The organism is Pantoea sp. SGAir0215 (assembly GCF_043543215.1).
Map to the genome: position 1 here is coordinate 130,718 of NZ_CP028031.1, position 20,237 is coordinate 150,954.

Below are 20,237 nucleotides of genomic sequence, written 5' to 3' on the forward strand. Positions count from 1 at the left end.
CATGGTTAAGGCGGGAATGATGTTACTGGCACTGAGCGTTTCAGTTGCAGCACAGGGAGCCACCGTGGATTTACGCGTGCTGGAAACGACCGATCTGCACAGCAATATGATGGACTTCGACTATTACAAAGATACGCCCACAGAAAAATATGGTCTGGTGCGCACTGCGTCCCTGATCCATGCCGCGCGTCAGGAAGTCACGAACAGCGTGCTGGTGGACAATGGCGATCTGATTCAGGGTAGCCCGTTAGGCGACTATATGGCTGCGAAAGGGCTCAAACAGGGTGAAGTCCATCCCGTCTATAAGGCGATGAATACGCTGGATTACAGCGCGGGCACGCTGGGCAATCATGAATTCAATTATGGTCTGCCCTATCTGCAAAAAGCCCTGGCGGGCGCGCATTTTCCTTACGTCAATGCCAACGTTATCGATCTGAAGAGCGGTAAGCCGCTGTTTACGCCTTATCTGATTAAACCCACCACAGTGACCGATCGCGACGGCAACCCGCAGACGGTGAACATCGGCTATATCGGCTTTGTCCCGCCGCAGATTATGGTGTGGGATAAAGGCAACCTGCAGGGCAAAGTGCGGGTGGACGATATTACAGAAACCGCCCGGCGCTACGTGCCCGAAATGCGCGCTAAAGGAGCGGACGTGGTTGTCGTATTAGCCCATTCAGGGTTAAGCAGCGAGCCGTATCAGGCGATGGCAGAAAACTCGGTTTATTACCTCAGCGAAGTTCCGGGCATCAGTGCCATTATGTTTGGTCATGCGCATGCCGTATTCCCGGGGAAAGAGTTTGCAGGGATCAAAGGTGCAGACATTGAGAAAGGAACATTAAACGGTGTGCCTGCGGTCATGCCCGGCATGTGGGGCGATCATCTTGGTGTGGTGGATCTGGTGCTGAGCAAGGAAGGCGATCACTGGCAGGTGACAAGCGGTACCGCGCAGGCGCGTCCGATCTACGATATCGCGCATAAAACTGCGCTGGCTGCTGAAGATCCTGCACTGGTTAAGGTTCTGAAAGACGATCATGATGCCACTCGCACCTTTGTCGCCCAGCCTATCGGAAAATCTGCGGATGTGATGTACAGCTATCTGTCGCTGGTGCAGGACGATCCTACCGTGCAAATTGTGAATAACGCCCAGCGCGCCTATGTCGAGCATTTTATCCAGGGCGATCCCGATCTGGCGCACTTGCCGGTACTGTCTGCCGCCGCGCCGTTTAAAGCCGGGGGACGTAAAAACGATCCTGCCAGCTATGTGGAAGTTGAGAAAGGCAACCTGACCTTCCGCAACGCAGCCGATCTCTATCTGTATCCGAATACGCTGGTGGTGATGAAAGTCAACGGCGAGCAGGTGAAAGACTGGCTGGAGTGCTCTGCGGGTCAGTTTAACCAAATCGATCCGACCAGTCGCCGCACACAGCCGCTGATCAACTGGAATTTCCGCACCTATAACTTTGATGTGATTGACGGCGTGAGCTATCAGATTGATGTCACACAACCCGCCCGTTACGACGAAGAGTGCAACCTGATCCATCCGGACGCGTCACGCATTAAAGATCTTCGCTGGCAGGGAAAACCCATCGATCTTAAGGCGACCTTCCTGGTGGCAACCAATAACTACCGGGCCTACGCGGGCAAGTTTGCCGGAACAGGCGACAAATACATTGCCTTTGCCTCGCCTGATGAAAACCGCGCGATTCTGGCGGCGTATATCAGTGCCGAAACCAAAAAGCACGGTGAAGTGCGCCCACAGGCGGATAATAACTGGCGACTGGCTGCAATACCTGCCGCGCAGCCTCTTGATATTCGCTTTGAAACCGCACCCGGCGATAAAGCCACACACTTTATTCAGCAGCATGCGCAATATCCCATGAAGGCGACAGGAAATGACGAGACGGGATTCGCTCTCTGGCAGGTAAACTTACAGCAGTAGAGGGGTAAGGGCGGCATCGCACCGCCCTTTATCCTTACAGGATTTCCAGCAGCTCAACTTCAAAAATCAGGGTGCTGAATGGCGGGATGGACGCGCCCGCTCCACGCTCGCCGTAGGCGAGGTTGTGGGGAATCACCAGTTCCCACTTCGAGCCAACCGGCATCAGCGTCAGCGCTTCGATCCAGCCCGCAATCACGCCGGTGACCGGGAATTCCGCCGGCTCGCCACGTGCAACAGAGCTGTCAAACACCGTGCCGTCGATCAGTTTACCGGTGTAATGCACGCGTACGCGGTCCTGGCGCGAAGGAATCGGGCCTTCGCCCTGCGTAATCACGCTGAACTGTAAACCTGACTCGGTGCTGCTGACGCCTTCACGCTGAGCATGGTCCTGCAGGAAAGCCTGGCCTTCTGCGGCCATGGCTTCCACGCGCTCACGACGCACGCTTTCCGCACGCTCATGTACTTCACGCAGGGCGCGATGTACCACATCGACAGGCACCGCAGGTGAGTTCCCTTCCAGCGCGTCGCGCAGGCCCGCGAGCAGTGCTTCTGGCTGCAGCCCCTGCAGACCTGATTCCAGCAGCTGCTGGCCAACCTGTAAACCAATACCGTAACTTGCTTGTGCTTCGACGCTGTCGAAAGAAGGGGTAGTCATCTTCGTTCCTTTCACTCTCGGATATAGTAAGACGGGCAGCATAACAGCGCTGGCCGCTGGCGTAAAATCCGCAGCGCTACAGATGACTTTTGTCGGCGAAAGAGAAACAATACGCAGGTCAAATTTACCAATGCTGGCAGGCACTTCGCGTCCACATTGCCCATACTGTATAAGTGACAAGTTCCCCCTTGTCAGTGGCACTATAAGAAAGAGAGAGAATATGGGCCAGATAGCCCCTCGTCGCCGCAGGACGCATGCACTGCGTATTTTAACCCGGTTACAGAACTTACTGCCGCAACGAACGCGGTCGCAAGGTGCCGGAGCGGAGGAACCCGATATGACTTCAGACGTCCCGTCTCGCCTGCCCAACTGGCTGTATCGCCTCTGGCATTTTACAGACGATATTCGCTGGATGGACCCGCTCCCGGCTTTCCACCGTCGGGGGATCGTCATTGCCGTCATCATACTGCTGCTGGCCTTTCTCTGGCCCTCCAGTACGCCGCAGTATCCGGTCGAACGGCCTGTGACACCTTCGGCCGAAAAAGACGTGCCGATGCAGGCGGATATCTACGATAACAAACCGTCTCGCTCCTCTGCACAATCCGAACCGAAGGCGGACACGCAGGGTGACTGGCACAGCTATCAGATTGCCGCCGGACAAACGCTGGCACAGCTGTTCCGCGACAATAATCTGCCGGTCAATGATGTGTTTGCCATGGCACGCGTTGAGGGCAACGATCAGCCGCTCAGTACGCTGAAGCAGGGGCAGCAGGTGAAGATCCGTCGGGATGCGAATGGCGTCGTTACAGGCTTAACGCTGGAAGGCGCTAACGGTCCTGTCCTGTTTACCCGCCAGCCGGACGGCAGCTTTTTACGTGTAGAATAAGTCCTCCCCGGTGGCGGTCCGTCACCGGTTGCGCCCTTCATGGCCGTCATTTTATTTGCCCGCCCGGTTTCCGGGCAGACCAACCGCAACGCAAGCGGATAGCCGCTTCAGCACAGATGACGGAGCGTGGTCGCTGATGTCGCGTCGTCACCCTGATGCGCTGAGGGTTTAGCCGCACATATCATCGTCACCTTTTAATCGGCAAACAGCGCGTTGATCGCATGAGGATCGGGCTGTCCGGTACACCTTTATGTGATGGTGAAGATGCGGGTGCCGAGTGAAGAGGGATGTGGCCGGGCAGAAAAAGAAAGGGTATTAACGACTGAAAACAAAAACGCCGACACAAGTGTCGGCGTTCAGGTGCGGCAGGCTAATAAAAATTAACCTGCAACCACGTTCACGATCAGTTTCGCGAATACTTCGCTGTGAACCTGGAAGTCCACTTCGTGCTCACCGGTGGTGCGCAGAACGCCGTTCGGTAAACGAACTTCGCTCTTAGCAACGTCAACGCCAGCTGCAGTAACAGCGTCAGCGATGTCGCGGGTACCGATGGAACCGAACAGTTTACCTTCATCGCCTGCTTTAGACGTGATGGTAACAGTGCCCAGTGCGTTGATTTTTTCTGCGCGCGCGTTAGATGCTGCCAGAACGTCAGCCAGTTTGGCTTCCAGTTCTGCACGGCGTGCTTCGAAGAATTCAACGTTTTTCTTGGTAGCAGGAACAGCTTTACCCTGTGGAACCAGGAAGTTACGAGCGTAGCCCGCTTTAACGTTAACCTGATCACCCAGGCTGCCCAGGTTTGCTACTTTATCAAGCAGAATAACTTGCATTACCTTATCCTCTTAAAGTCGTTAATGGACAGTTGCCGATTACTGATGACGATCAGTGTACGGCAGCAGAGACAGGTAACGCGCGCGCTTGATAGCACGAGCCAGCTGACGCTGGTATTTTGCGCGAGTACCAGTGATACGGCTTGGTACAATCTTGCCGCTTTCAGTGATGTAGTTTTTCAGCGTTGCGATATCTTTATAATCGATCTCTTGAACGCCTTCCGCGGTGAAACGGCAGAACTTGCGACGACGGAAATAACGTGCCATTTGGCTAGTCTCCAGAATCTATCAATTCAATCTGCTCGGCATGTAACACCATTTTACTCTGACCATTTCGCGCCTGATGGCAGCTAATAAAGCCTTCGAGAATGAGTTGCGTGCCGACCGTTATATGTTGAGTAATCACCTGATGGGCGCTGCCGCTAAGAATAACAGGCATTCGACACCAGGCTTGCCGGTGAAATCCGGCTTCCATCTGCACCGAGTTGTGCTCAAGCACGAACTGACAGTGCGGAATTCCTGACGGGCTAATTTTTCGAACTGGCGTCTTACACACGGTGCCAGACAGGCGCAGCCGATTAACCGTCACGATGGATTACTCTTCAGAATCCCCAGCATCTGAGTCATCAGCGGATTCGTTAGCAAAATCTTCGCGGCGCTCACGACGCTCGTCTTTCGCTTTAACCATCGGTGATGCTTCAGTTACCGCGTTTTTAACGCGCATAACCATGCTGCGGATAACGGCGTCGTTGAAGCGGAAGTTCGTTTCCAGCTCGTCAATCACTTCCTGCGGCGCTTCTACGTTCATCAGAACATAGTGTGCTTTGTGCAGTTTGTTGATTGGGTAAGCCAGCTGACGGCGGCCCCAGTCTTCCAGACGGTGGATCGTGCCTTCTGCACCAGTGATAGCACCAGTGTAACGCTCGATCATGCCAGGAACCTGTTCGCTCTGGTCAGGATGAACCATAAATACGATTTCGTAATGACGCATCGAAATTGCTCCTTACGGATTATTCAGCCTCCTGTCAGGGTCAGCTGCGGCCCACGGAAGCAAGGAACGTTATAGGTTGTGAATCACCGAAATGACACACACCTCTGAATGCAGCTGAAAAATTGACGCGTAATCATACTGGCGTGGGCGGACAAACTCAAGCGGGGATTTCATTTAAATCGGCGGGAGACCGCCCCGCTCCCGCGCTTATGTGTGAAAAGCAAGCAAGGGCCAAAGCAAGAGGGCGGTTTCGTTAACGGATCAGAGTTGACGCTTAAAAAAGCTGACCAGCGCGGTCAGACCTGACGGCGTAATTTTGTGTCCGATATGCGTTTCGGACAGCGTGGTCAGATGGGCATCAAGCCCCTTTTCGCGTAATGCCCGATCCAGGCGCTGAGTTTCAGCAAAAGGCACCACTTCATCGGCATCACCGTGCCACAACAAAAGTGGCCGGTTCGCCAGGTTCTGCAGCCGGGCTGAAGGATCATAGTCTGCCAGCGACGCCATACGTGCTGTGAACTGGGCTTTCTGTTCTTCATTCGTTACCACCACAGGCGGAAACAACGTATGACTGAGCTGCATAAAGTAGCCTGACCCCATCATGCAGGCAACGCTGTGGATGTGTGAATAGCGCGCCATAATCCCCAGCGCCGTCATGCCTCCCATTGAGGCGCCAGCAACGGCAAAGCGCGCATCGGCAATCAGATCGTCGGCACGTAAGGCGGCCTCAATAGCCGGAAATTCATCAATGTTCTGTCTGAGGATGTCCCAGAAATGGCGCAACCGCGTCTCGGCATCACCGTTATAACGCGCACCATGCATGTCGGCATCGGGCATAACGGCACGGAAGCCTGCCTGCGCCAGCGCAACGGCAAAGTAAGCGTACACCTCTTTGGATGAGGTAAACCCGTGATAGAAAACGAGGGTGGGTAAGCGCTGGCGACGCTGACCCGCAGGCGCAGCATGCAGGCACTCGATTCCTGCAAACCTTTCCGTGGTGAGCTCTATCATTTTTTCTCCTCTCCGACGACAAATGAGACGACATATTAGGGGTTTAATGTAATTCCGCGCTTCACAACATCATAAAGGCAATAATTTCTTAACTAAACATTTGCGCCGCGCTGCCGTTGTTAGTGCATATTTGACAAAAAATAAAGGTACTTTATGAAACGTTTCTCTCTCAGCAGAACAAGCCTTGGAGTGAAGCTGTGCGCCATAACTTCAGTAAGTGTAGGCGTTTTATTGTTAGTTTTGACGCTGATTCAAAGTCAAAATGCTTCACGCCAGTTGGAAAGTCTCGCCATGGATGACATGGTCAATCAGGTGCAGGGCATTACTGAAATGGCGTCCATGTTTAACGCGACGCTGACGCAGGAAGTGGGCAATTATACTCAACTGTTTGTCAGCTTTTTGCCTAAGCGTTTCAGCCGCGATGAAACTTCACGTATTCAGGTGGGCGAGTTTTCAACACCGACTCTGCGGGCCGGGCTCAAAACGCTGAACCTCGATCAAATTGCCGTAGATGATTTTACGGATCGTACGTCGGCCGTCGCCACCATCTTTGTGCGTGATGGTGATAATTTCATTCGTGTTTCCACCTCGCTGAAAAAAGAAGATGGCAGCCGGGCCATTGGCACCCAGCTTGATCGGACCAGTGGGGCCTGGAAAAAAGTGACGCAAGGCGAGATCTACCGTGGACTGGCCACCCTGTTTGGTCACCGTTATATCACCCAGTATCAGCCCGTTAAAGACGACAGCGGTACCGTGATTGCCATTATTTTTGTTGGCGTACAGATCGATAAACAGTACGGCCTGATGCGCGAAAAAGTGCTGGCACGTCGTCTGGGCGACAGTGGGCATTTCTACGTGTTAAACGGCACGCCAGGTGCTATGCAGGGGCAGTACCTGTTTGATAAACAGGCTGAAGGTAAACGTCCCGACTGGCAGGAGGGCGTGCTGAACGCGATGCTGACGCAGCCTGAGGGCGTACAGCAAGCCGATATTGATGGGGAAACCAAAATGCTGGCCTGGCAACAGTTGCCTGGCTGGAACTGGATTGTGGTCGGTGAGGTCAACCGCGACAGCCTGCTGGCACCGGTGATTCACAGCCGCAATATGTTCCTCATAACCGGCCTGATTCTGGTCTTGCTGTTTGCGCCGTGTTTTGTCTGGTACAGCCGTCGTGCCATTACGCGTCCGTTACAGCAGGTCATCCATTTGGCTGAGCAATACGCGGCCGGTAACTTACTGGTTCATCTGGCTACGACGCGCCACGATGAAGTGGGTCAGCTGATTAATGCCATTAACGGGATTGGCGAAGGGCTGGAGAAAATAGTCGCGCAGGTTCGCCGTGCCGCGCAGGAAATCAGCGATGGCACGGATACCATTGCCGCCAGCAGTCACAACATCAGTGAGCAAATTGGGCGCCAGGCAAGCAGCGTTGAAGAGACATCGGCCAGCATGGAGCAGTTTGGTGCGACCGTTGAGCATACCGCCGACAGCCTGCGTCAGGCCATGTCGCTGGTGGCCGAGGCCAGCAGTATCGTGGATAACGGCAACCAGACGGTCACCCGTTCGGTCAACACCATGTCCGCCATTAACGTTTCGTCGCAGAGCATCGCTGACATTACGCACGTTATTGAGTCCATTGCCTTCCAGACCAATATTCTGGCGCTGAACGCCGCGGTTGAAGCCGCCCGGGCGGGTGAGCACGGGCGCGGCTTCGCCGTGGTTGCCGCCGAAGTACGGGCGCTGGCACAGCGTTCCGCCCAGGCAGCAAAAGAAATTGATACGTTGATTGCGACCTCAATACGTCACGTTGCTGAAGGCCATGCATTGTCGGAACAAACCCGCGATGCGATGAGCGAAATTGTGACGCATATTGAGCAGGTTCAGGCGTTAATGGGTGAAATTAACGTCGCCGCACAACAGCAAACGGCCGGCATTGGCCAGGTTAACCTGGCGATGAATCAGATTAGCCAGGCCACGCATCAGAACAGTGAACTGGTTACGCAGGCAGAACAGACAGCCCAGAGCCTGAGTGATAAAGGCCACCACCTGACGCAGCTTGTCAGCGTTTTCTCGATTAAGTCGTGATGATCGCGGGGCGGTGGCTTACACTTATCCTGTTAAGGTGACTCTCAAGGATTAGCTATGCGTTATGTTGTGTTACTGACGTTGAGTCTGTTGTTGAGTAGCTGCGCGGCGTTTCAGGAGACGCCGAAAGCCCCGCCCGCGCCAACGGCTCAGGCGCAGTCGATTACCCGCGCGCAAAGCTATGGTTTACCGAAGCTCGGTACGATTAGCGCCAGCGTGAGAGGCTCACCGGATGACGCGGAGCGGGCGATTGCTGCGCGCGCGAATCAGGCAGGCGCCGTTTATTATCAGATTCTGATGGTCGACGAAACGATAACGCCTGGCATCTGGTATACCACCGCGATCCTCTACGGTGCCTCACCGGCCGCTGGCGCGCGCCAGTAGGCGATCGGCCAGTGCCGCATCGATAGTGGGTTCGCCCCGCGTATCCAGCCACTGGCCGCACCAGGCATCCGCCAGTCGCGGTTCAGCGTGGCGTAACAGCTGAACCGCTGTGGCCAACTGCAGGATGTCCTGTGTTAACGTCCGCGCCTGGGCTTCATCGTGTTTGCCCAGGCGCAGCTTCAGTTGACGCCAGCGTCTGTCGAAGTGGCGGTTAACGCCCTTTACCTCATCACATTCCCGAATTAACGCCTCCACGATGCCGCTCTTTTTGCTTATCACACGCAGAACATCCAGACACATCACATTGCCTGAGCCTTCCCAGATGCTGTTAACGGGCATATCACGGTAAAGCCGGGGCAGTTCGCTTTCCTCGCAGTAGCCATTGCCTCCCAGCATTTCCATGGATTCCGCTACAAACGGCATGCCCGCTTTGCAAATCACAAACTTCGCCGCGGGAGTTAACAGCCGGGCAAACGCCGCCTGATTCGCGTCATCCGCCTGCGACCAGGCACGCGCCAGCCGCATCAGTAAGGCCGTTTGCCCTTCCAGTTGTAGCGCCTGACGCGCTAACACCTGACGCATCAGGGGCTGATCCGCCAGATTTTTCCCCATCACCTGGCGCTGGTGGGCATGGTAAAGGGCAACCGAGAAGGCCCGGCGCATTTGTCCGTGGCTGCCCAGCGCACAGTCAAAGCGCGTCATGCCGGCCATTTTCAGGATCAGGCGCACGCCTTCGCCCTCTTCACCCAGCAGCCAGCCGGTTGCGTCTTTGAACTCCACTTCACTACTGGCATTGGCGCGGTTACCGAGTTTGTCTTTTAAGCGCTCAATGAAAATGGCGTTATGTGACCCGTCCGGCAGCAGGCGAGGCAGAAAGAAACAGCTGAGTCCCTGCTGCGTTTGCGCCAGGATGACGTGGGCATCGCTTTGCGGTACAGAGAAAAACCATTTATGGCCGATGAGGCGATACGCTTCGCCACTTCCCCGTCCCTGCAGCGGCTCTGCGCGCGTGGTATTCGTCAGTACATCACTGCCGCCCTGCTTTTCAGTCATCCCCATGCCGATCAACAGTCCACGCTTCTGATCGCCCGGCATCGCATGTGTGTCGTAACGATCGCTGAGTAATGGCTCAAGCCAGCCCCGAAACGCGGTGGGCAGATAGCGTTGCAGCAAGGGAATCGCGGCGTGCGTCATCGTCACCGGGCAAAGCGTGCCGGCCTCAACCTGGGCATGCAAAATAAACCGGGCCGCGCGCGCCACGCTGGCGTTTGGCTGTACATCAGGCTGCCAGCTGAGGTTATGCAGACGGCTGCTGCACACGCCCTGCATCAGCAGATGCCAGGCAGGATGAAAGCGCACGTCATCCACTCTTACGCCGCGCGCATCATAGCGGTGAAGTTCAGGAGGACAGGTATTCGCAAGCCGCCCCAGCTCCAGCGACTCTGCACTGCCCAGTTGACTGCCTACCGATGCCAGCCAGTCACTGTCCCCTCCGCCGCCTTCACGCAACAGCGCGTCACATAACGGCACGTCAGACAGAAACAGGTTGCTGTTACTGAGAGGAAAAGGTTGATTAAACACGGTGTGAGTTGTCCAGGTCATAACGGCTCCTCGCGGATATCACTCACTCAGTATGTAAGGTGAGTGGCCATTATGACCGGACATAAAACCTAATTTGCGGCGGCGATCACGCGTTGCGCTGACGCACCGCCTCAAACAAACAGACGCCCGTTGCGACTGAAACATTGAGCGAGGAAACGCTTCCTGCCATTGGAATGCTGATCAGTTCGTCACAGTGCTCACGTGTCAGGCGGCGCATGCCTTCGCCTTCCGCGCCCATGACCAGCGCCATCGGGCCTGTCATCTTACTTTGATAAACGGTGTGGTCGGCTTCACCAGCGGTACCCACAACCCAGATGTGATATTCCTGTAGCAGACGTAAGGTACGCGCCAGATTCGTGACCCTGATTAACGGGATGTTTTCCGCTGCACCGCTGGCCACTTTTTTAGCGGTTGCGTTCAGGGGCGCAGAGCGATCTTTCGGCACGATAACGGCATGTACGCCCGCCGCGTCAGCACTGCGCAGGCAGGCACCCAGATTATGCGGATCGGTGACGCCGTCCAGTACCAGCAGGAAGGGTTTCTCCAGGCTCTGCAGCAGATCCGGCAGATCGCCCTCCTGATACTGCCGACCCGGCTTAACACGTGCCACGATGCCCTGATGTACGCCGCCTTCGACCTGGCTGTCCAGCCATTTGCGGTCGGCCAGCTGAATGACGATCCCTTGAGCTTCCAGCGCGGTCACCAGCGGTTGCAGGCGACGATCGTCGCGGCCTTTGAGAATAAAGACTTCCTGGAAACGTTGTGGGTCACGTTCCAGCAACGCCTGCACGGCATGGATACCAAAAATAATTTCGCTCATCAATCTGCTCAGTGGTTGGAAATAAATGGATAACAGCCCCTGCGCGAACGCAGAGGCCTGGGCGCATCAGGCAGGCTTCGCCTTCTTCGCGGCGCGCTTCGCCTTAGTGGCGGCGGCGATTTTACGGGTTTTCTCCGAAACTTTTTTACTTTTTTTCTCAGTCTTTGCCGCAGCAGGCTTGCTGCCACTCTTGCGGAAAGCGGAATCCGGTTCAAAGTTGGTTTTACGGCTGGCCTGGCGACGGCGTTTGGTTGGTGCTTTACCGTCCCGCTTCGCCTTGTCACGTTCGGTTTTCCCTTCGCCGCGCACCTGACGCTTGCTGGAGATCAACGCAAAGTCAATCTTGCGCTCGTCCATATGGACCGCTTCAACACGCACTTCAACCGCATCACCTAAGCGATACGTGCGCCCACCGGATTCACCGATCAACCGCTGCCCCACCGGATCAAAGCGGTAATAATCATTGTCCAGTGTCGACACATGCACCAGGCCGTCGATAAACAGATCGCTGAGACGGACAAAGAAGCCAAAGCCGGTAACGCTGGAGATGACACCATTGAAGACATTACCGACCTGATCCTGCATAAAGTCACATTTCAGCCAGTCGGCGACATCGCGGGTGGCTTCGTCGGCACGACGCTCGGTCATGGAACAGTGCTGGCCCAGTTGCAGCATCTGCTGCATATCGTAGTGATAACCGCCCGTTGGTGTCGTCAGGCCTTTCACGTCGCCCTGCTCTTTAGCCAGCAAATACTTGATGGCGCGGTGCAGGAGTAAATCCGGATAACGGCGGATGGGTGAAGTGAAGTGAGCATATGACGCCAGCGCCAGGCCAAAGTGCCCACGGTTTTCCGGGTCGTACACCGCCTGTTTCATAGAGCGCAGCAGCATGGTTTGCAGCATTTCTGCATCCGGACGATCGGCAACCTGCTCCAGCAACGCGGCGTAGTCGACAGGCTGCGGTTTATTGCCTCCAGGCAGACTCAGGCCAAGTTCATTTAATACGGTGCGGAAACTTTTGATGCTGTCGTCGCTGGGGCGATCGTGATCGCGGAACAGCGCAGGCTCCTGATTCTTCTCCACGAAGCGGGCAGAGGCAATGTTTGCCAGAATCATGCACTCTTCAATCAGCTTGTGGGCGTCATTGCGCGAGGTGCGTTCAACGCGTTCGATGCGGCGTTCAGCGTTGAAAATAAACTTCGCTTCTTCTGTCTCAAAGGAGATACCACCCCGTTCTTCGCGGGCGGTTTCCAGCACCTGATACATGTTGTGCAGTTCCTGCAGGTCTTTGACCAGCGGCGCGTACTGCTCACACAGCTCCGGGTTGCCTTGCAGAATATTCCACACTTTGGTGTAGGTCAGACGCGCATGGGAGTTCATCACCGCTTCATAGTGTTTGAAGCCGGTGAGTTTACCTTTTGCCGATACGGTCATTTCGCACACCATACACAGGCGATCGACCTGAGGATTCAGTGAGCACAAGCCGTTCGACAGCACTTCCGGCAGCATTGGCACTACCTGCGAAGGGAAATATACCGATGTCCCGCGCTGCTGTGCTTCGTTATCCAGCGGTGTGCCGGGGCGAACATAGTAACTGACGTCCGCAATGGCCACCCACAGACGCCAGCCACCTCCGCGCTTTTTCTCGCAGTAAACCGCGTCATCAAAATCGCGGGCATCCTCACCGTCGATAGTGACTAACGGCAACTGGCGCAGATCGACCCGGCCTTTTTTCGCCGACTCGGGCACCTCTTCACTCAGCTTGCTCACCTGAGCTTCAACCTCTGGCGGCCAGCTGTGCGGAATTTCATGGGTGCGCAGTGCCATATCCACGGCCAGGCTGGTGCCCATATCATCGCCCAGAATCTCGGCGATTTTACCGATTGCCTTCGAACGGCGGGTTGGACGTTGTAAAAGCTCAACGACCACGACGGACCCCATACGGGCATTCATGGTTTCTTCAGGCCCGATCAGAATATCGAAGCTCAGACGACTGTCGTCGGGCACAACAAAGCCGACGCCGGCATCGGTGAAATAGCGGCCGACAATTTGATTATTGCGCGGTTCCTGAACCCGAACGACACGCGCTTCGCGGCGACCTTTCCGATCGGCCCCCAGCGGTTGGGCCAGGATGACATCGCCATGCATACAAAATTTCATCTGTTCGGCAGAAAGATACAGATCGTCTTTTTGCCCTTCAACGCGTAAAAAGCCATAGCCATCGCGATGACCAATGACCTTTCCACGCAGCAGATCAAGACGTTCAGGCAGGGCATAACACTGGCGGCGGGTGAAAACTAACTGGCCATCACGTTCCATTGCACGTAAACGACGGCGTAAGGCTTCGAGGTGCTCTTCTTCCTGCAAATTCATTTCTTGTGCCAGCTCTTCGCGGCTGGCGGGTTTTTCGCGTTTTTCTAATAAAGCCAGAATAAATTCACGGCTTGGAATAGGGTTTTCGTACTTTTCAGCTTCTCTGTCCAGAAAAGGATCTTTTGACATTACGGTTCCTCCGATGTCATTGAGTATTCATTGCCACCGGCGGTTCAGACAATACAATTTCATATAAAGGCGTATTACCTTCCACTAAATCTGCCAGCGTATAGCCGTCCAGTTCTTTTAAAAATAACTGCACGGCATCATGTAAGGCCTGCTTAAGGCGACAGGCAGGCGTGATAGAGCACCGGGCGCAGTCAACCAACTGCAAAGGTTCCATTTTGCGAACCACATCACCAATGATGATATTTCCCGGAGGCATTCCCAGACGAATGCCCCCATTTTTGCCACGTATGGCCGCAACAAACCCAGCACGACTAAGTTGATTGATAATTTTGACCATATGATTACGCGACACGCCATACGTATCGGTGACCTCTGTAATACTGGTTAGTCTGCCTTCCGGCAGCGTGGCCATATAAATCAACGCCCTCAGGCCGTAGTCGGTAAAACTTGTTAGCTGCACAGTGACCTCAGTCAATCATTCGGTGGCACCTGTATGCTCGCCCGTCCTGCTGTTTATTTCAATATTGAACTGGTTCTGACGTATTTCGCTACGATGATAAACCAGAGTGTTGGCGGCTGTGTATTTTTTTCAGCCAGTGTAGAGTTGGACAAGCGAAGGGAATTTTAGTGGCATTAAATCACATAAAAAACAAAGGCCGGACATTGTCCGGCCAGATGATGATTACGCGCTGAATGGGTCACGCAGAATCATTGTCTCGCTACGATCAGGGCCGGTTGAAATAATATCAATCGGCACACCGGTCACTTCTTCTACACGTTTGATGTAGTTGCGCGCCGCCTGAGGCAGGCCTTCCAGCGTTTTAACGCCAAAAGTGGTTTCGCTCCAGCCCGGCAGGGTTTCATAGATCGGCTCAATGCCTTCCCAGTTCTCAGCAGCCAGCGGCGTAGTAGTGACTTCACTGCCGTCAGGCATGCGATAAGCCACGCAAATTTTTACTTCTTTCAGACCATCCAGTACATCCAGCTTGGTCATGCAGAAACCAGACAGTGAGTTGATCTGCACCGCACGGCGGACCGCAACGGCATCCAGCCAGCCCGTACGACGGCGGCGGCCTGTAGTGGCACCAAATTCGTTACCTTGCTTGCAAAGGAACTCACCGGTTTCATCGAACAGCTCGGTAGGGAACGGACCCGCACCCACACGCGTTGAGTAGGCTTTAACAATACCCAGTACGTAATCGACAAAACGCGGGCCGATACCTGAGCCTGTCGCCACGCCACCAGCGGTGGTGTTAGACGAGGTCACATAGGGATAGGTACCGTGATCGATATCCAGCAGTGTTCCCTGCGCGCCTTCAAACATAATCAGATCGCCACGCTTACGCGCCGTATCCAGCAGTTCAGACACATCGACCACCATGCCGGTCAGAATGTCGGCAACCGCCATGACATCGTTCAGCACTTTATCGTAGTCGACGGCTTCTTCTTTGTAATAATTCACCAGCTGGAAGTTATAGAGATCCATCACTTCTTTCAGCTTGGCAGCAAAGGTTTCTTTGTTGAACAGGTCGCTGACGCGCAGTGCACGACGGGCAACTTTGTCTTCGTAAGCCGGTCCGATGCCACGGCCCGTCGTACCGATCGCTTTTGCACCGCGCGCTTTTTCGCGCGCCATGTCCATGGCGACATGGTATTGCAGGATGAGCGGACAGGCTTCAGAAATCAGCAGACGTTCGCGTACGGGAATCCCACGCTCTTCCAGGCCTTTCATCTCTTTCATCAATGCTTCAGGAGAGAGAACCACGCCATTACCAATGATGCTGGTAACGTTATCACGCAGGATGCCAGAAGGGATTAAGTGGAGAACGGTTTTTTCACCGTTGATGACAAGTGTATGGCCCGCATTGTGGCCGCCTTGATAACGCACCACGTAGTTAGCGCGCTCAGTCAGAAGGTCTACAATCTTACCTTTACCTTCGTCACCCCATTGGGTGCCCAGTACGACGACGTTCTTACCCATTTCTCAAAATCACCGATTGCTTAAAAAAGGATTCTACCATCTGATTTTATGGTTTTCAGCACTTTTAGCACACGATTGCGCGCTTTTTTGCCTGCGTTTTGATCACTACTACATCCAGGGGGTAAACGCGGCTTCAGATACCACACAGACGGCGAGCGCCACCTTATCAGGCTTCGCCATGCAGCCGCAGCATGCAGTAAATCACCACGCCGGCGACCACTAATCCCCCACCAAAACGGTGTAAAAGCCGATCGGGCAACTGGGTCATGCTCAACACTACGCGCCGCCACAGCCGTGGCATAAACATCGGCCCCAGTCCCTCGAGCACTAAAACCAATGCCAGTGCCATCCAGATATTTACGTTCATTCCGCATCCAAAAAAAAGGCCGACAACATTGTCGGCCTGTCAGTTATATCAGTTCTTAGCGCGTGGCGTTAGACGGTGCCTTCATATAGCGGAAGAAGTCACTGTCCGGGCTCAACACCATCACGTCCTGATTTTCGTTGAAGCTGTTTTCATAAGCACGCAGGCTGCGGATAAAGGCGTAGAAATCCGGGTCCTGACTGAAAGCATTTGCAAACAGTTTTGCCGCTTCTGCATCGCCATCACCGCGGGTAATCAGGGCTTCACGCTGGGCTTCTGCCAGCGTACGGGTAACCTGATAGTCAGCCTGAGCACGCAGTTTTTCCGCCTCTTCCTGACCTTGTGAACGCTGGCTACGCGCAACCGCTTCACGCTCGGCGCGCATACGGTTAAAGATCGCATCTGAGACTTCCGTCGGCAGATTGATCTGCTTGATCCGCACGTCAACAACCTGAATCCCTAACGCCGCCATACTGTTTGGATTTGGCGCAGGTTCACTGCTGTTGGTTTCCCGTTCAACCCGTGCCGCTGCACTGGCGATAGCATCATCTGCGGCTGGTGTAGACACGTCATCGTCACCGCCTGCCGTACCGGTATTCAGCGCATCACGGACATCCGTGGTCAAACGACCACGAGAATCGGTCACGATGTCTTTCACGTCGAGACGGCCCATTTCTGAACGTAAACGGTCACTGAATTTACGCTTCAGCAGCACTTCGGCCTGAGACACATCCCCACCACCGGTTGCCAGGTAGTAGCGACTGAAATCGCTGATGCGCCACTTAATGTAAGAGTCGACAATCAGATCTTTCTTCTCTTTGGTCACGAAGCGATCGGCCTGGTTATCCATGGTCTGGATACGCGCATCCAGCATTTTAACCGTTTCGATAAACGGAATCTTGAAATGCAGACCCGGTGCAAAAACCTGAGGCTTGTTTTCGCTGTCGCGCAGGACTTTACCAAAGCGCAGGACAATACCGCGCTCACCTTCCTGTACCACGAAGAGCGACGCATAAATGGCGACCAACGCGATAATAATGACAACTATGACTGGCTTACGCATTGATTACTCTCTCCCTTCGCGCTGGGTATCGTTGCGCAGAGCGTTGGCTCGACGCTGATCCATGATGCTGTCTGGACTGTATGACGACGTGTCCGTGCGGCTTGCACTCCGATCGGAAAGTGACGGCAATGCTGCGCTGCTCTTTTGCCCGTTCTTCGCAGAGGAAGACTGAACACCACGCATCAGTTGATCGAGAGGCAGAACCATCAGGTTGTTACCACGATCGTTCACCAGCACTTTACGTGTATGACTCAGAACACGCTCCATGGTCTCAATGTACAGACGCTCTTTGGTAATTTCCGGCGCGGCTTTGTATTCCGGTAAAAGCTTGGCAAAACGCGCCACTTCACCCTGTGCTTCCAGCACCGTGCGCTCTTTATAAGCACGTGCTTCTTCCAGCACACGCTGCGCACGACCGTTAGCCCGCGGTTGAACTTCGTTCGCATAGGCTTCCGCTTCACGCACATACTGCTCACGGTTTTCACGCGCGGCAATCGCGTCATCAAACGCTGACTTCACCTCTTCAGGAGGACGCGCCGCCTGGAAGTTAACGTCAAGCACCGTGATGCCCATATGGTACGGGCGAATGGTTTCGTCGATTTCGCGCTGCGTTTCGCTACGCACGACCGTACGACCTTCTGTCAGAATACGATCCATGGTAGAGCGACCAATTACGCCGCGCAGCGCACTGTCCGTTGCCTGACGCAGGCTGTCGTCCGGGCTGGTAACAGAGAACAAATAGCGTTCCGGATCGGTTACGCGGTACTGCACGTTCATCTCCACGCGCACAACGTTTTCATCAGAGGTCAGCATGACGCCCGATGCCGCCAGTTCACGCACGGCTTCGACATTCACGGCGCGGACCTGATCGATAAAGGTGGGCTTCCAGTTCAGGCCTGGCTCAACGATGTGGCTGAACTTACCAAAGCGCGTGACAACACCGCGTTCCGCTTCTTTGATCGTATAAAATCCGCTTGCTGCCCAGATCACTACTGCCGCAACAGCGACAATGCCAAAAAGTTTGCCGCTACCGCCGGAACTGCGCTGACCATTGTCACCTTTATTGCCGCCGCCGAATCCGCCAAGCTTTTTACTCAGCTTGCGGAAGATATCATCCAGATCAGGAGGCCCAGATTCCTTACCTCCCTTATTCCCCCCAGAGTTGCCGCCTTGATTATTGCTGCTTCCCCACGGGTCGCGGTCCTGTCCGTTATTTCCGGGCTGATTCCACGCCATGTCATTACTCCATTTATAGTTTTAGCGGCTTACCCTTGTGATTTTCCGTTGTGGCGGCACTGGCTGCGTCTGCGTTACCGACTCGCCGACCCGGTGAAGAGAGTGGCCGTCGGGAAATATGTCAACTAACGCCGCGCAACAACATAAAATCGTCAGGGTAAGTTCGGTTTGGCAATCTCAAACAATATAACTGGTCAGCGACGGCTCCTGCTTGCATAAGCGGTGCCAGTCAACAATCGGCATTCGCACATGCAACCCCACACTGCCGTCCTCTTCGTTCCACTCTTTTTCAATCGCCTGCAACTGATAGAAACGGCTGCGTAAGCGCCCCGCATCCGGTGGCAAACGTAAATCGTACTGGGCAATCTCGCCCGACAGACGCTCGGACAGCGCCTGCCATAACAGCGGAATCCCCGCCCCCGTCTGCGCAGAGAGCCATACTCGCACCGGCAGGTTATTTTCGTCACGGTCAATGCGCGGTTCAAAACCGTCCAGCATATCGATCTTATTCATGATCAGTAACGCGGGAATTTCATCGGCTTCGATTTCTTCAAGCACCTCATTGACAGCATCTATGTTTTCATTGACCCGCACGTCGGCTGCATCGATCACATGCATCAGCAACGTGGCCTGGCGGGTTTCCTGCAAGGTAGCTTTAAATGCGGCCACTAAATCATGCGGCAGATGGCGGATGAAGCCGACGGTATCGGCCAGCACAACTTCACCGACATCGGCAACATTCAGGCGACGCAGCGTGGGATCCAGCGTAGCAAACAGCTGATCCGCGGCATAAACGTTGGCAGAGGTGATGGCGTTAAAAAGAGTAGACTTGCCGGCGTTGGTGTAACCCACCAGCGAGACAGTCGGCACATCGGCTTTAGCGCGCGCCTGTCGTCCCTGCTCGCGCTGTTTTTCAACGCGTTCCAGACGTGACAAAATCTGGCTGATACGGCCACGCAATAAACGGCGGTCGGTTTCTAACTGCGTTTCACCCGGGCCACGCAGGCCAATACCGCCTTTCTGGCGTTCAAGGTGCGTCCAGCCTCTTACCAGGCGTGTTGCCAGGTGACGCAACTGCGCCAGCTCAACCTGCAATTTCCCCTCATGGGTACGTGCACGTTGGGCAAAAATATCAAGAATCAGGCCAGTGCGGTCGATAACACGGCACTCGCACAGGCGCTCAAGATTACGTTCCTGAGCGGGCGTTAAGGCATGATCGAAAAGGACGACCGATGCTCCACTTGTTTTTACCGCATCGGCAATTTCAACGGCTTTTCCTTCACCGACAAAATACTTGGGATGTGGCGCTTTACGACTGCCGGTGACAACCTGCAGTGCTTCAACGCCAGCAGAAGAAACCAGGGTTTCGAATTCCTGTAAATCTTCGAGCTCTTTGTCTTGGGAGAACCAGATGTGTACCAGTACGGCCTGCTCACCGGCATCATAACGGTCAAACAAGCTATAACCTCGCTTATATAAAAAGACCAGGACGGAAAACCTGAGGCTTTCCAGTCCTGGTTAAACGGTGCCGCCTTACTCTGCGTTATCACCGTCTTGTTGTGGCTGCGACTGAGCAGACGTATTGCTGCCGCCGTGATGGTAATTGTTGTTGCTGCCACCGCCGGTATTGTTGCTATGGTGAGAAACCGGACGTGAAGGCACAACAGTAGAGATGGCATGCTTATACACCATCTGACTTACCGTGTTTTTCAACAAAATAACGAACTGATCAAAGGATTCAATCTGACCTTGCAGCTTGATACCGTTGACCAAATAGATCGAAACCGGAACACGTTCACGACGCAGTGCGTTCAGAAACGGGTCTTGTAATGATTGCCCCTTAGCCATTCTATCTTTTCCTTATATGCTTGTTGTTTGTTGCTTG

The 20,237-nt window shown here is 54.5% G+C and carries 20 protein-coding genes; 4 read left to right on the top strand and 16 right to left on the bottom strand.

What is annotated here, in order from left to right; genetic code table 11:
- Position 1 precedes the first annotated feature (1 nt).
- The gene (locus tag C1N64_RS00675) at positions 2 to 1,942 is read left to right on the top strand and encodes a bifunctional 2',3'-cyclic-nucleotide 2'-phosphodiesterase/3'-nucleotidase (RefSeq protein WP_058702683.1); all 1,941 of its coding nucleotides are present in this window, start codon (positions 2 to 4) and stop codon (positions 1,940 to 1,942) included.
- 34 nt (positions 1,943 to 1,976) lie between these two features.
- Here the strand turns inward: C1N64_RS00675 and fklB are convergent, their stop codons facing one another.
- Positions 1,977 to 2,597, bottom strand: a complete 621-nt coding sequence (gene fklB, locus C1N64_RS00680) for an FKBP-type peptidyl-prolyl cis-trans isomerase (protein WP_006118358.1) — start codon at positions 2,595 to 2,597, stop codon at positions 1,977 to 1,979.
- A 220-nt stretch (positions 2,598 to 2,817) separates the two neighbouring features.
- Here fklB and C1N64_RS00685 point away from each other — a divergent pair, with 220 nt between their 5' ends.
- On the top strand, positions 2,818 to 3,483 hold the full coding sequence (locus C1N64_RS00685) for an OapA family protein (protein WP_158281346.1): 666 nt from the start codon (positions 2,818 to 2,820) through the stop codon (positions 3,481 to 3,483).
- A 380-nt stretch (positions 3,484 to 3,863) separates the two neighbouring features.
- Here C1N64_RS00685 and rplI read toward each other — a convergent pair whose 3' ends face one another.
- The 5 genes from rplI to yjfP all read right to left on the bottom strand — a co-directional run bounded on the left by rplI (position 3,864) and on the right by yjfP (position 6,315).
- Complete coding sequence (rplI, locus tag C1N64_RS00690) at positions 3,864 to 4,313, bottom strand: 50S ribosomal protein L9 (protein ID WP_006120926.1); 450 nt, start codon at positions 4,311 to 4,313, stop codon at positions 3,864 to 3,866.
- A gap of 39 nt (positions 4,314 to 4,352) precedes the next feature.
- Positions 4,353 to 4,580, bottom strand: coding sequence for a 30S ribosomal protein S18 (gene rpsR, locus C1N64_RS00695; RefSeq protein WP_000135199.1), 228 nt, complete (start codon positions 4,578 to 4,580; stop codon positions 4,353 to 4,355).
- A gap of 4 nt (positions 4,581 to 4,584) precedes the next feature.
- Positions 4,585 to 4,902 (bottom strand): primosomal replication protein N, encoded by a 318-nt coding sequence (gene priB, locus C1N64_RS00700; protein WP_006120927.1) that lies wholly within the window; start codon positions 4,900 to 4,902, stop codon positions 4,585 to 4,587.
- Positions 4,903 to 4,908: 6 nt separating this feature from the next.
- Positions 4,909 to 5,304, bottom strand: coding sequence for a 30S ribosomal protein S6 (gene rpsF, locus C1N64_RS00705; protein ID WP_006120928.1), 396 nt, complete (start codon positions 5,302 to 5,304; stop codon positions 4,909 to 4,911).
- 261 nt (positions 5,305 to 5,565) lie between these two features.
- Positions 5,566 to 6,315: an esterase gene (gene yjfP / locus C1N64_RS00710; RefSeq protein ID WP_054633019.1), complete on the bottom strand. Its 750-nt coding sequence runs from the start codon at positions 6,313 to 6,315 to the stop codon at positions 5,566 to 5,568.
- A 153-nt stretch (positions 6,316 to 6,468) separates the two neighbouring features.
- Here yjfP and C1N64_RS00715 point away from each other — a divergent pair, with 153 nt between their 5' ends.
- Both C1N64_RS00715 and bsmA read left to right on the top strand, forming a co-directional pair.
- Entirely contained in the window at positions 6,469 to 8,400 is a 1,932-nt protein-coding gene (locus C1N64_RS00715; RefSeq protein WP_054633018.1) for a methyl-accepting chemotaxis protein, read from the top strand.
- 57 nt (positions 8,401 to 8,457) lie between these two features.
- The gene (bsmA, locus tag C1N64_RS00720) at positions 8,458 to 8,784 is read left to right on the top strand and encodes a biofilm peroxide resistance protein BsmA (RefSeq protein ID WP_033740034.1); all 327 of its coding nucleotides are present in this window, start codon (positions 8,458 to 8,460) and stop codon (positions 8,782 to 8,784) included.
- Here bsmA and C1N64_RS00725 read toward each other — a convergent pair.
- From C1N64_RS00725 to hfq, 10 genes are all read right to left on the bottom strand, one after another.
- Positions 8,758 to 10,386, bottom strand: a complete 1,629-nt coding sequence (locus tag C1N64_RS00725) for an isovaleryl-CoA dehydrogenase (protein WP_058702686.1) — start codon at positions 10,384 to 10,386, stop codon at positions 8,758 to 8,760. The two genes, bsmA and C1N64_RS00725, sit on opposite strands and share 27 nt — an antisense overlap.
- An 85-nt stretch (positions 10,387 to 10,471) precedes the next feature.
- Positions 10,472 to 11,206, bottom strand: coding sequence for a 23S rRNA (guanosine(2251)-2'-O)-methyltransferase RlmB (rlmB, locus tag C1N64_RS00730; protein ID WP_033740035.1), 735 nt, complete (start codon positions 11,204 to 11,206; stop codon positions 10,472 to 10,474).
- 66 nt (positions 11,207 to 11,272) lie between these two features.
- Positions 11,273 to 13,708, bottom strand: a complete 2,436-nt coding sequence (gene rnr, locus C1N64_RS00735) for a ribonuclease R (protein WP_006120935.1) — start codon at positions 13,706 to 13,708, stop codon at positions 11,273 to 11,275.
- Between the two features lie 16 nt (positions 13,709 to 13,724).
- The gene (gene nsrR / locus C1N64_RS00740; RefSeq protein ID WP_006120936.1) at positions 13,725 to 14,168 is read right to left on the bottom strand and encodes a nitric oxide-sensing transcriptional repressor NsrR; all 444 of its coding nucleotides are present in this window, start codon (positions 14,166 to 14,168) and stop codon (positions 13,725 to 13,727) included.
- 222 nt (positions 14,169 to 14,390) lie between these two features.
- Positions 14,391 to 15,689 (bottom strand): adenylosuccinate synthase, encoded by a 1,299-nt coding sequence (locus C1N64_RS00745; protein WP_033740036.1) that lies wholly within the window; start codon positions 15,687 to 15,689, stop codon positions 14,391 to 14,393.
- A 166-nt stretch (positions 15,690 to 15,855) separates the two neighbouring features.
- Positions 15,856 to 16,056, bottom strand: coding sequence for a DUF2065 domain-containing protein (locus C1N64_RS00750; RefSeq protein ID WP_006120939.1), 201 nt, complete (start codon positions 16,054 to 16,056; stop codon positions 15,856 to 15,858).
- 55 nt (positions 16,057 to 16,111) lie between these two features.
- Entirely contained in the window at positions 16,112 to 17,116 is a 1,005-nt protein-coding gene (gene hflC, locus C1N64_RS00755) for a protease modulator HflC (protein WP_006120940.1), read from the bottom strand.
- Between the two features lie 3 nt (positions 17,117 to 17,119).
- A complete protein-coding gene (gene hflK / locus C1N64_RS00760; RefSeq protein ID WP_033740037.1) occupies positions 17,120 to 18,352 on the bottom strand; it encodes an FtsH protease activity modulator HflK in 1,233 nt (410 codons plus the stop codon).
- 177 nt (positions 18,353 to 18,529) lie between these two features.
- A complete protein-coding gene (gene hflX, locus C1N64_RS00765; protein WP_006120942.1) occupies positions 18,530 to 19,810 on the bottom strand; it encodes a ribosome rescue GTPase HflX in 1,281 nt (426 codons plus the stop codon).
- 75 nt (positions 19,811 to 19,885) lie between these two features.
- A complete protein-coding gene (hfq, locus tag C1N64_RS00770; protein ID WP_033740039.1) occupies positions 19,886 to 20,200 on the bottom strand; it encodes an RNA chaperone Hfq in 315 nt (104 codons plus the stop codon).
- Positions 20,201 to 20,237 lie beyond the last annotated feature (37 nt).

Excerpts from the sequence above, each read along its gene's own strand:
- hflC (WP_006120940.1), bottom strand. The coding sequence starts at position 17,116 with ATGCGTAAGCCAGTCATAGTTGTCATTATTATCGCGTTGGTCGCCATT.
- fklB (WP_006118358.1), bottom strand. The coding sequence starts at position 2,597 with ATGACTACCCCTTCTTTCGACAGCGTCGAAGCACAAGCAAGTTACGGT.
- rpsR (WP_000135199.1), bottom strand. The coding sequence starts at position 4,580 with ATGGCACGTTATTTCCGTCGTCGCAAGTTCTGCCGTTTCACCGCGGAA.
- C1N64_RS00715 (WP_054633018.1), top strand. The coding sequence starts at position 6,469 with ATGAAACGTTTCTCTCTCAGCAGAACAAGCCTTGGAGTGAAGCTGTGC.
- rnr (WP_006120935.1), bottom strand. The coding sequence starts at position 13,708 with ATGTCAAAAGATCCTTTTCTGGACAGAGAAGCTGAAAAGTACGAAAAC.
- C1N64_RS00675 (WP_058702683.1), top strand. The coding sequence starts at position 2 with ATGGTTAAGGCGGGAATGATGTTACTGGCACTGAGCGTTTCAGTTGCA.
- hflK (WP_033740037.1), bottom strand. The coding sequence starts at position 18,352 with ATGGCGTGGAATCAGCCCGGAAATAACGGACAGGACCGCGACCCGTGG.
- hfq (WP_033740039.1), bottom strand. The coding sequence starts at position 20,200 with ATGGCTAAGGGGCAATCATTACAAGACCCGTTTCTGAACGCACTGCGT.
- rplI (WP_006120926.1), bottom strand. The coding sequence starts at position 4,313 with ATGCAAGTTATTCTGCTTGATAAAGTAGCAAACCTGGGCAGCCTGGGT.
- C1N64_RS00745 (WP_033740036.1), bottom strand. The coding sequence starts at position 15,689 with ATGGGTAAGAACGTCGTCGTACTGGGCACCCAATGGGGTGACGAAGGT.
- yjfP (WP_054633019.1), bottom strand. The coding sequence starts at position 6,315 with ATGATAGAGCTCACCACGGAAAGGTTTGCAGGAATCGAGTGCCTGCAT.
- rpsF (WP_006120928.1), bottom strand. The coding sequence starts at position 5,304 with ATGCGTCATTACGAAATCGTATTTATGGTTCATCCTGACCAGAGCGAA.
- C1N64_RS00750 (WP_006120939.1), bottom strand. The coding sequence starts at position 16,056 with ATGAACGTAAATATCTGGATGGCACTGGCATTGGTTTTAGTGCTCGAG.
- rlmB (WP_033740035.1), bottom strand. The coding sequence starts at position 11,206 with ATGAGCGAAATTATTTTTGGTATCCATGCCGTGCAGGCGTTGCTGGAA.
- C1N64_RS00685 (WP_158281346.1), top strand. The coding sequence starts at position 2,818 with ATGGGCCAGATAGCCCCTCGTCGCCGCAGGACGCATGCACTGCGTATT.
- C1N64_RS00725 (WP_058702686.1), bottom strand. The coding sequence starts at position 10,386 with ATGACCTGGACAACTCACACCGTGTTTAATCAACCTTTTCCTCTCAGT.
- bsmA (WP_033740034.1), top strand. The coding sequence starts at position 8,458 with ATGCGTTATGTTGTGTTACTGACGTTGAGTCTGTTGTTGAGTAGCTGC.